This is a genomic window from Rhodovarius sp. (assembly GCF_040399605.1).
GTDB lineage: Bacteria > Pseudomonadota > Alphaproteobacteria > Acetobacterales > Acetobacteraceae > Rhodovarius > Rhodovarius crocodyli_A.
Genome location: NZ_JBBARU010000094.1, coordinates 1 through 10,688, shown reverse-complemented (window position 1 = coordinate 10,688; position 10,688 = coordinate 1). Strand labels below are relative to the sequence as shown.

Below are 10,688 nucleotides of genomic sequence, written 5' to 3'. Positions count from 1 at the left end.
TTTGCGCGTCTCCTTATTCGACGCTTGCACGAGAGGGGATAAATCATGCTAAAAACGATCCACTACATGTGATTGCCCCCTGGAGAAACCATGTCGTCAAACCCCATCGCCCGGACCTCTGGCTCGCCGAAATATGGCGTGATCGGTCTCTCCGATGAGGCGGGCTTTGCCGCTCAAATCGGGGTGGCCCCGCCGGTTGCAAACGATATTTTGCTGCAATTCAGCCAAGGCGTAGACCCGGCGCAGGTGAGTGCGGCGCTGCAGGCGGTGAATGGCCGGCAGGCCGAGCTGGTGCGCGCTGGCGATGGTGAAGCGGGGCCGCTGCTGCGGGTGGAGCTGCCAGAGGGGCAGGATCTGCGGGAGAGCGTGGATCTGCTCGCCGCCCAGCCGGGCGTGGTCTTCGCCGAGACCAATGATTTCGTGAACATCGCCTCGGGCGAGGCAGGTTCTGACCTGGCCGGCCTGTCGGTGGATGAGGGCCAGGACGATATCCATATCGAGGCTGTCAGCAACGATCCGAACTATACTGGCGGCAAATTGTGGAACATGCTGGGTGATACCACGGCGCAGAAAAACGCCTTTGGCAGTCAGGCGGGTGAGGCCTGGACGGCAGGCTATATCGGCAATATGAAGACGGTTGTTGGTGTGGTCGATACCGGCATCGACTATGCACATGCTGATCTTTATTTGAATATTTGGCTCAATCAGGGCGAAATACCGGTCAGCTTCAAGGCGCAGTTGAAAGATATTGATGCTGACGGGCTGATCACCTTCCGCGACCTGAACAACACCGCCAATAGCGCTTTCGTGGCCGACAAGAACGCCAATGGCCGGATCGATGCCGGCGACCTGCTGAAGGATACGCGTTGGGCCAATGGCAATGACCAGGATGCCAATGGCTATAAGGATGACCTGATCGGCTGGGATTTCGTCAATAACGACAATGATCCCTTCGATGATAACGGCCATGGCACCCATGTCGCCGGCACCATTGGCGGCATTGGCGGCAATGGCGTGGGTGTGGCAGGCGTGAACTGGGATGTGCAGATCGTTGCCACCAAGTTCCTCTCGGCCGGCGGCTCGGGCAATGTGTCCAATGCGGTGAAGTCGGTGGATTATTTCACCACCGCCTCGCTGCTGGCCGGCAGCTCGCAAAATTTCGTCGCTACCAATAATTCCTGGGGTGGCGGTGGCTCCAGCCAGGCCATGCTGGACGCCATCACCCGCGCGGCGAAGGCGGATATTCTGTTTATCGCCGCGGCCGGCAATTCGACCAGCAATAATGACGTGACCGCCAGCTACCCGTCGAATTACGACACCAAGGCGAGTGCGGGTTATGATGCGGTGATCGCCGTGGCCTCGCTCACCAGCACGGGCGCGCTCTCCTCCTTCTCCAGCTATGGCGCGAAGCAGGTGGATATCGCCGCGCCGGGCTCTTCGATCTACTCGACGCTGCCGGGCAGCACCTATGGCTCGCTGAGCGGGACATCGATGGCGACGCCGCATGTGGCCGGCGCTGCCGCACTCTATGCCTCGGCCAATCCCAATGCCACGGCAGCGCAGATCAAGACGGCGATCCTGGCGACGGCGGAGACCACCACCTCACTCTCCGGCAAGGTCGTCACCGGTGGGCGGCTGGATGTGGGGGATTTGCTCTCGGGCAATGTGACGCCCCCGCCGCCGGTGCCGACGAAGACCGCTATCATCACGGCCGCGATTGATGATGTGGGCACAACGAAGGGTATTATCCAGGTCGGCGGCACCACGGATGACACCAGGCCGACCCTGCAGGGCACCATCTCGGCAGCGCTTTCTGCCGACGAGACGCTCGTGGTGTACCATGCTGGCGTGAAGGCTGGCGTCGCCAAGGTCACCGGCACCAATTGGACCTTTACCGAACCCAACAGCCTGGTGGCTGCGTCGTGGAGCTTCACCGCGCGGGTGGAGAGCACCTTCGGCACGACAGGCAATTACTCGGCATCCTATGACTTCATTATTGATCTTGGGCCGAACTACATCTTCGGCACGGCGGGCAATGATAGCCGCTCCGGCACGGCGGGGCGCGATATCATCAGCGGCCTGCCCTCCACCGGCAGCTATCTGGGCAAGGGCAGCATCGACCGGCTGTCCGGCGGTGGAAGCAAAGACATCTTCCTGCTCGGCGATAGCCGCGGGGTGTTTTATGATGATGGCCTGAGCAACAATGCCGGGCGTTCGGATTACGCGGTGGTGCGCGATTTCCAGGCGGGTGACCAGATTCAGCTTTCCAGCAAGGCGAGCGGCTATTTCGGCATGAAGGTGACGCTGAGCGGGGTGTCGGGCCTGGGCATTTATGTGGATAGCAACGGCAATAAGGTCTTCGACAGCACCGATGAGCTGATTGGCCAATTGGTGGGCGCGACCGCCCTCAATTCGGCGGATATCGTCTGGGCCTGATAGGCTGCTGATAGCGAGGGGTCAGTCGATCGAGGGGCTTTGCCCCTCGATCACTCCAGCAGGGGCGGCATGAATGTCGCCAAATTTTCTGCAGCTTCGTTAGATTATTGATTATGTTTATTTAAAAGGTCCAGGAGGCTGGCTATGGCACCATACGGTTGCGCAGCGCCAGCACGCGCTGCACATAGGCCTGGGTCTCGGCAAAGGGTGGAATGCCGCGATACTGCGCCACAGCGCCCTCTCCGGCATTGAAGGCGGCCAGGGCGAGGGCGGTATTGCCCTCATAGCGGTCCAGCAGCCTTCGGATATAGCCGATGGCCCCCGCCAGGTTTTGCAACGGGTCATGCGGGTCCGACACGCCCAGTGATATGGCCGTGGCGGGCATGAGTTGCAGCAAACCGCGCGCCCCGCGCCGGCTCACCGCATCGGTACGGAAGGCGGATTCGACCGCCACCATTGCCATGATCAGGGTCGGATCCACCGATTGGCGCAGGGCAATCGCGCGCACCAGCCGGGCGAGATCAGCTGTCGGCACCGCTGCTTCAGCCATGCCCATGGAGGCCATGGCGGAGAGCGTGGGCCCCGCCGCACAAGCCTGACGCGTGTTGACGAGCGGCCGGCGGACCTGCTGGCCTATTGCCAGCCAGGCTGCCGAGGTGACCATATCCGCCTCCACGCCCTCGCCATCGAGGAACATGCCAGCCAGGCGCAGCGCCGCCTCAGCCCGGCCGCGCATCGCTGCCTCGCAATAGAGTTCCGCCGCGCGCGCGAGGTTGGGCTCAACCCCCATACCGAATTCCAGCCGGCGGGCGAGGGCTATGGCAGCATCCGCATCGCCATTGCGCACCCGCTCCTCCAGCGCTGGCAGCGCCTCGGTGGCGCGCACCGTTGATAGCATGACCATCAGCGCACAAAGCCAGAGCCGCATAGGGGGCAGCCGAGGGCCGCTCATGCCCTGCCCGCCGCGCTGCCGCTTGCGTTCCATTTCACGCTCGACAATCAAACGCTCCCCTGCCCGGCCGGCCCGGTGCCCTGCGGCGCAAACTGCTGTCTGTCGGCCCTTGCGGCAAGGCCTAATCGCGAAAATCGACCGGGTGCTTTTGCCCATCAGCGGTTTGGCAGCCTCTGGCCCGCGGCCAGCATGGCGCTGGCCCAAACAAATGCATTGCAATGATAATATTGCGAAAAATTGTACCGCGCGGAAAGACTAGAAACCTTGGATGAATAACGCTACCGCAATCACGTGTCGCTGTTCTCGGGCTTCGCGCTGCGCAGGCCCTGGGGCGGTGGGTGAGTGTTTGGAGCCTGTTGCGCTCGCCGCGGCTCGCTGTGCAGGCTCTAAGCCTTTGTTTGGTAGGCATCTTGATCAGCTCAAACGCTGCCGTTTGAACGGATGATGCTCTAAGGGGATGAGGAAGATGCCCATGACCGCCAGGGCCCTTGGCTGTCGCGCCGCATGGCCTGCGCAAGGTGCCTTTGCCGCCCTGGCGCCGTGCCTGCTGCCGATCCTGGCCATCAGGCGGTGTCGCTGAATGTCTCGCGCGCCATCACGGCCGCAGATCGGCGCCGACGACACGCTGCTCACCCCCGGCCAGGGCTCGCCCATGGCGGCCAGCGCCAGCGTGAGCGAGCCCACGATCCTTCAGTCCCCTGAGGCCGAGCCCACCCTGCTCCATGGCCCAGCGGGCCAGGCCATGGGCGAGCCTGCCCCAGGCGCCGCCCCTGCCGCCCTGCCCGCCATGTCGCTGGAAAACCGGCTGGTGGCCGCGGCGCTCGACATGCTGCTGATGCTGACCCCGCTGCGCCAATCCCCTTCCCACCCCAACCCCCAAGCTTTGCAGGGGGAGCTTCTCGCCGGGCTGCGCCGGTTTGAGGCGGTGGCACTGGCCCGCGGTTGCGACGCCACCGATATCGGCCATGCCCGTTACATGCTCTGCGCGGCGCTGGATGAGGCGGTGCTTGCCACACCCTGGGGCGCGGGCAGCCTCTGGCTGCAACAGAGCCTGCTGAGCCAGTTGCATCAGCACAATTGGGGCGGCGAGCAGGTCTTTGCCATTCTGGAGCAAAGTTGCCGCGAGCCGGAGCGGCATTTTGAGCTGATCGAGTTGATCGACCATTGCCTGGCGCTGGGCTTTCAGGGCCGTTTCCGCCTGATGGGCAATGGCGTCACGCAGTTGGAGGAATTGCGCCGGCTGCTGCGCCGCACCCTGGCCGGGCGTGGCGGCGCAGCGCGCCTTGCCACGGCCGATACGCGGCAGAATTTGGGGCCGGATTGGAGCCCGGCCAGGCTCAGCCGCGGCCTGCCCGGCTGGCTGCCGCTCTGGGTGGTGATCGTCGCCGCCCTGGGCGGGGGGCTGGTCGCCTATAGCCGCTTCCTCACCGCCAATGACACCCGGCTCGACGAGGTGGTGCAGACCATCCGCGCCATTGCCCCGGCAGGGCCCTGATCGATGCTGGCCAGGCTGCTCACACCGCGAAGGCTCTTCGCGCTGCTCGGTATTGTCATTCTGGCCCTGCTGGCCTGGCATTTTGGCCCCTGGATCAAGATCCTAGGCATAGCGCCGCTGGCGGCCGCCGAGCCGCGCATGGGCATCCTCATCGCCCTGCCATTGCTCTGGCTGGCCTGGAATCTGCTGGCCGATTGGCAGCTCCGGCAGGGCTTTGCGCGTATCATCCAGGGCCTGCTGGAGAGTGAGGATCGCGCCCCCCCCCCAAGCCCGGGGCTGGCCGATGAGCGCGCGGCGCTGCGGGCAAAATTCGAACACGCGATGGCGGCCATCGCCGGCTCCGGCAAGTCCGACCCGCACGCCATCCCCTGGTATCTGCTGATCGGCCAGCCCGGCGCGGGCAAGACCACGCTGCTGCGCCATTGCGGCCTGCACTTCCCCCTCGCAGCCCAATTGGGCGCCGATGCGATCGGCGGTATCGGCGGCACCCGCAATTGCGACTGGTGGTTCGCCGAAGATGCCGTGCTGATCGACACCGCCGGGCGCTTCACCAGCCACGATAGCGACAACGCCGCCGATGCCGCCGCCTGGGCCGGCTTTCTCGACCTGCTGCGCCGCCATCGCCCGGCCCAGCCGGTCAATGGCGTGCTGGTGGCCATCAGCGCCGAGCAATTGCTCGATGACAATCCCAACCAGCGCATGGCGTTGGTGGAGACCATCCGCGCCCGCCTGCAGGAATTGCAGCGCGCCTTTGGCCTGCGATTGCCGGTCTATCTGATCGTCACCAAGGCTGATCTCATCCCTGGCTTCAGCGCCTCGATGGCGGATCTCGACCAGGGGATGCGCGAACAGGTCCTGGGTGTGACCCTGCCGCTCACCGCCAGCAGCGATGCCCAGATCGCCCGCTGCCTGGAGGAGGGCTTCGCCCAGATCGCGGCCGTGGCGCAGGCGCGCATGCAAGGGCGCATGGATGCGGCGCAATCTCTCGCGCAGCGCGGCGCCATTTTCGCCTTTCCGCATCATCTGGGGCGGCTGCTGCGCGCCTGCGGGGGCATGGCGGAGGGGATTTTCAGCGCCGGGCGGTCGGAGATCCGGCCGCTGGCGCGCGGCGCCTTCCTCACCTCGGCAATCCCGCAGGGCAGCGGGGGCGCCTATTTTGTTCATGCGCTGCTGCGCGGGCTGGTGTTCCGCGAGGCACCGCTGGCCGGGCGCAACCCCAGGCGGGAGTCGCGGATGGCCCTGGCCCATGCGCTGGGCTGCCTGGCGGCCCTGGGTGGCCTTGCGGCGCTGGTGCTGGGCTGGATGATGGCGAGCCAGGGCACCCGCAGCCAGCTCGATGCGCTGCAACGCCAGGCCGCAGACATCACCGCCGAATTGCACCGCGCCGAGGCCGCGCCCAGGCTGGAGAGTGAATGGCCATTGCTGGACCGCGCGGCGCGGATGGCACAGAGCACCGATGCCACCGGTGCGCGCCCCCCGCTTGCGCGTCTGGGCCTGCCCGATCTCACCCAGGCCGATGAGGACGCCAAGGCCGCCTATCATCGCCTGCTGGAGGAGCGCCTGCTGCCCGCCTTCATCGAGGAGGCGGGCCAGGCCATCCGCGAGGCGCTGCACCGCGCCGACCTGCCCCGGCTGCGGCAATTGCTGACCATCTACCTCATGTTCGGCACGCCGGAGCGCTATGACAGCGCGCTGGTCCGCGGCTGGGTGCGCTCCATCATCGACCAGGGCTTCGCAGAGGCCCCCCAGGCCCATGGCGCGCTGCTGGCGCATTGGGATGCGCTGGAACGCGCCCTGCCGATGGCCGCCCCCCTCGATTACGCCCTGGTGGGCCAGGCCCGCGGCCGCCTCGCCGAAAGGCCAACAGCCGCACAGCTCTACCAGCAGCTCCGCCGCGAGGCCGAGGCCGACCCCGCAACCCCGGCCCTTGATATCACCCAGGCCATCGGGCCCGCCGGTGCCCAGCTCATCCTGATGCGCGCCCAGGCCTCACTGCCGGTCATCATTCCCGGTATTTTCACCCGTGAGGGCTTCTATCGGTATTTCATCAGCCGGCTCGCCAGCCTCACCCTCACACGCACCGCCAATGATTGGGTCATGGGCGGTATGCAGAGCGATGACATCGAGGATCTGCAACGCCTCGTTGATGACATCGCCACCCGCTATGTGAGCGATTATTCCGAGGCGTGGCAGGCGGTGCTGGAGCAGGTGGTGATCCGCAACTTCGCCGAGTTGCACCATGCCACCGCAGCGCTCAGCCAGTTCGCCTCACCACAGAGCCCGCTGGCACGGCTGATCGCCCTGCTGGCGCTGCACACCGAGCTTGGCCCCCCCCCGCTCGGCGAGGCGGCCATTGCGCGCATGAGCCTGCTGCTGCGGAGCAATGCCGGGCCTGGGCAGCGCGCCCCGTGGCCGGGTAATCGCATCCGCGCCCCCTTCGTCAACCTGGTGGCGATGACCGATACCCGCGCCGGCCCCGCCCCCATCGCCCGGGTGCAGAGCCTTGCCGCCGCTGCCCTCGCCATGGCGCAGGGCATTGACGCAGCACCCTCCCCCCCCGCCGCCGCCCATGCCGCGGCGGCGCGCAAGCTGGCGGGGTCCACCAGCGATGCGCTCAGCAATCTGCAATCGCTGGCCGCCTCGCTGCCCAGCCCCGTCGCCGGCGTGATGGGCGATGTGGCGACGCGCAGTTGGAATCAGATCACCCGCCTCGCACTCGACCATTTCAGCGCCGCCTGGCGGCGCGATGTGCTGCCGGTGTGCGAACGCAGCATCGCCGGGCGCTTTCCCATTGAGCGCGGCGCGGAGCGTGACGTCGCGCTGCGGGATTTCCGCGCCTTTTTCGGCCCCGATGGCACGGTGAATCATTTTGTTCGCACCCATCTCGACCCCTTCCTCCAGTGGCGCGGCAATGGCTATGTCGCCACCACCGCCGATGGTGTGACAATGCGCCTGTCGCGCGAGGTGCTGGACAATCTGGCCCGCGCCAGGGCGGTGCTGCCGGCCTTCTATGCGAGCGGCAATACCACCGGCAATGTGCAGTTCCGCTTCACCCTCACCCCGCGCATCGCCGATGCCAATGGCCCTCAGGCGCTGCTGGATATCGACACGCTGCGCATCGCCGATGGCCATGAGCAGTCGCGCCCGGTGGAGATCACCTGGCCATCCTCCTCCGATGCCTCGATGCTGGCGCTGACCCTGAGTGGTAGCGACGGCACCGCCCGCAGCACCCGGCTGATCGGGCCATGGGCGCTGTTTCGCGTGCTGCAACGCAGCGGCGGGCGCGACGCCTATAGCCTTAATTTCGAGTTCAACGGCATGTCCGCCCGCTATGCGCTCAGCCCCAACCCTGGCAGCAACCCCATGGCGATCAACGAGTTGCAGGAGTTCCGGTGCAACCCCAGATTCTAGATCCCGCGTTGGTGGGCTTTTATGGCAAGCTGCCCAGCCGGGGCGATTTTATCCGCCGCGGCCTGAGCCATGATTTCATCGAACCCTGGCACCACGCCATCACGCGCGCTTTGGCAGATGCGCAATATCCGCTGGCAGCGCTGTGGCAGCAGGCAGGGGCGGTGGAGTTGGGCTTCGTCCTGGGCCCCGGCTGTGCCGGCCCTACCCCCTGGTGCGGCGTGGTGCTGCCCAGCCATGATTCGGTGGGCCGGGCCTTCCCCCTGCTCTGCGCCTTCCCCCTCGCCCATCTCGCTGCCGCGGGGTGGATGCTCGAGGCCGGCGGGCTGCTTGAAGTGGCGGCGCGTATCCTGCGCGGCGCGGCCGAGGGCGGCGTCACGCCCGAGGCGCTGGATCAGCGCCTCGCAGATCTGCGCGACGCTGCGGCCCACGCACCACAACCCGCCATCGCGCCATTGGCCGGCGGTGGGCTGCTCCTCGAGGGCGGCTCGCCCCTCGCTGCGGCGCTGGCAATAGGCCTTGAGGGCGGCCATAGCCTGTGGTGGCGCGGTGGCCGCTGCCTGCTGGCGCCGCTTCTGCCACAGCCGGCGGGCTTTGCCGGGCTGCTGGAGGCCAGCGCGTGAGCGCCCTGGCCTGGCACTCCGCCGCCGCCGGCCAGCCGCGCCCGGGCCGCGCCGCCAGCGAGGATAGCCATATCGCGGCGCCCGCTGCGGGGCTCTGGGCGGTGGCTGATGGCATGGGCGGGCATGGTGAGGGCGGGCGGGCGAGCGGCCTTCTGGTCGAGGCCCTGCGCGCGGCCTTATTGCCCGATGCCGCGCTGGGGGCGCGCATGGCGGCGGCGGAGGCGGCCATCGCCCAGGCCGATGCCCATCTGGCGGGCTGGGCCGGCACCACCCGCCCGCCGGGCTCCACGGTGAGCGTGCTGCTGCTGGGCGAGGGCCATGCCGCCTGCCTTTGGGTGGGCGATAGCCGGATTTATCTGCGCCGCGACGGCGCCCTGCTGCAACTCACCCGCGACCACTCCCTGGCACAGGAGATGGTTGATCGCGGCCTCATCGCCAGTGCCGAGATGGCAGCCCCCGCCGAGCGCCGCAGCCTCACCCGCGCGGTGGGCGGTGGCGGAAGGCTGGCCATCGACAGGCTGGTGCTGCCCATCCAGGCCGGTGACAGGCTGCTGCTCTGCACCGATGGCGTGAGCATGGTGGTGCCGCAGATGCGCATTGTGGAGGCCTTGGAGAATTCCCCGGAACAGGCGGCCTGGGCGCTTATCGGCCTCGCCGCCGCCCTGGGCAGTGGCGATGATATGACCGCGCTGGTGGTGGCCATTGATGCAGCCCGCTGAAATTCTGGCGCTGATCGCCCGGGGCGGCGCATGCGATGGTGCTTCGCTGCGCGCCGTGGTGGGCTTGCTGGCCTCGCTGGTGGCCGATGGCGCCATCTCGGCCGATGAGGCAAGGCGTTTGCTGCGGCCATTGCCACAGCATTGGCCACAAAGCGGCGGCGATATTCTGCGGCAGCGTTTCGTCCTGGGCGAGATATTGGGCATTGGCACCGTGGCCACCGTCATCGCCGCGCGCGACCTGCGGCGCGAGGAGGCGGGTGACCCATCGGCGGCAGTGGCGCTCAAGCTGCTCAACCCTGCCCTGATCATGGACCCCGCTGCCCGCGCCGCCCTTTTCGGCGAGGCCCGGCTGGCGGCGCGGCTCGACCACCCCAATATCCTGCGCGTGCTGGATTGGGATGCCGATGGCGCGCTGCCCTTCATCGTGATGGCGCGCCTAGCCGGCCAGCCGCTCAGCGCATTGGCCCGCCAGACCGAGGGGCGCGGCATGGGCTGGGCCGCCACCGTGCCGCTGGGCCGGCAGATTGCCGCGGCCCTCGCCCATGCCCATGACAGGCTGGTGGCGCATGGCGACCTCAAGCCGGATAACCTGCTCCTCACCCCCTCGGGCGAGGTGGTGCTGCTGGATTTTGGCGCCGCGCGCGGCATGGGGCCGGGCGGGCCGGCCGCCGCCTTTGCCGGTTTCACCCCGCGCTGGGCCACCGCCGAACGCGCCCAGGGCGCGCCCCCCGAGCCGGCTGATGACATCCATGCCATGGCCGCCATCCTCTATCGCCTGGCCCAAGGTGGCATCGAGGGGCCGCCACAGCGCTTATCCGGCATGGGCCGTGGCAGTTGGGAGATGCTGCGCCTGGCACTCGAACCCCGCCGCGCCAGCCAGCCGGGCAGCGCCCAAGCCTTTTTGCAGCGGGTGCTGGAATAAACGGTTGGGGGATTGAGGGACAATGAACGGGAGGGGAAGTGAGAGCGAGGGGCTTTGCCCCTCGCGCACCCCAGCAGGGTCGACATGTATGTCGACGAGTGTCCTGCACCTTCGTTAGATTCTGATTTTGATA

Annotated in this window: 7 protein-coding genes; 6 read left to right on the top strand and 1 reads right to left on the bottom strand. The window is 67.0% G+C overall.

Annotation, left to right across the window (positions count from 1 at the left end):
• Positions 1-90 precede the first annotated feature (90 nt).
• Entirely contained in the window at positions 91-2,436 is a 2,346-nt protein-coding gene (locus ABWP84_RS16620) for a S8 family serine peptidase (protein WP_353213149.1), read from the top strand.
• A gap of 142 nt (positions 2,437-2,578) precedes the next feature.
• On the opposite strand, the gene ABWP84_RS16615 is transcribed toward ABWP84_RS16620, so the two are convergent.
• Positions 2,579-3,340, bottom strand: a complete 762-nt coding sequence (locus ABWP84_RS16615; protein WP_353213148.1) for a transglycosylase SLT domain-containing protein — start codon at positions 3,338-3,340, stop codon at positions 2,579-2,581.
• 628 nt (positions 3,341-3,968) lie between these two features.
• Here ABWP84_RS16615 and icmH point away from each other — a divergent pair.
• From icmH to ABWP84_RS16590, 5 genes are read left to right on the top strand one after another with little or no spacing between them, the layout of a single operon-like run.
• A complete protein-coding gene (gene icmH / locus ABWP84_RS16610) occupies positions 3,969-4,883 on the top strand; it encodes a type IVB secretion system protein IcmH/DotU (protein WP_353213147.1) in 915 nt (304 codons plus the stop codon).
• A gap of 3 nt (positions 4,884-4,886) precedes the next feature.
• On the top strand, positions 4,887-8,294 hold the full coding sequence (gene tssM / locus ABWP84_RS16605) for a type VI secretion system membrane subunit TssM (protein ID WP_353213146.1): 3,408 nt from the start codon (positions 4,887-4,889) through the stop codon (positions 8,292-8,294).
• Positions 8,276-8,914: a type VI secretion system-associated protein TagF gene (gene tagF / locus ABWP84_RS16600; RefSeq protein ID WP_353213145.1), complete on the top strand. Its 639-nt coding sequence runs from the start codon at positions 8,276-8,278 to the stop codon at positions 8,912-8,914. The genes tssM and tagF overlap by 19 nt, the downstream gene beginning before the upstream one ends.
• Positions 8,911-9,633, top strand: a complete 723-nt coding sequence (locus tag ABWP84_RS16595) for a PP2C family serine/threonine-protein phosphatase (protein ID WP_353213144.1) — start codon at positions 8,911-8,913, stop codon at positions 9,631-9,633. Before tagF ends, ABWP84_RS16595 begins: the two co-directional genes overlap by 4 nt.
• A complete protein-coding gene (locus ABWP84_RS16590) occupies positions 9,620-10,555 on the top strand; it encodes a serine/threonine-protein kinase (RefSeq protein ID WP_353213143.1) in 936 nt (311 codons plus the stop codon). Before ABWP84_RS16595 ends, ABWP84_RS16590 begins: the two co-directional genes overlap by 14 nt.
• The last annotated feature ends 133 nt before the right edge of the window (positions 10,556-10,688 follow it).

What these genes read in the sequence shown, in the direction of transcription:
- icmH (WP_353213147.1), top strand. Translation starts at nt 3,969, where the DNA reads ATGTCTCGCGCGCCATCACGGCCGCAGATCGGCGCCGACGACACGCTG.
- ABWP84_RS16615 (WP_353213148.1), bottom strand. Translation starts at nt 3,340, where the DNA reads ATGGTCATGCTATCAACGGTGCGCGCCACCGAGGCGCTGCCAGCGCTG.
- ABWP84_RS16590 (WP_353213143.1), top strand. Translation starts at nt 9,620, where the DNA reads ATGCAGCCCGCTGAAATTCTGGCGCTGATCGCCCGGGGCGGCGCATGC.
- tssM (WP_353213146.1), top strand. Translation starts at nt 4,887, where the DNA reads ATGCTGGCCAGGCTGCTCACACCGCGAAGGCTCTTCGCGCTGCTCGGT.
- ABWP84_RS16620 (WP_353213149.1), top strand. Translation starts at nt 91, where the DNA reads ATGTCGTCAAACCCCATCGCCCGGACCTCTGGCTCGCCGAAATATGGC.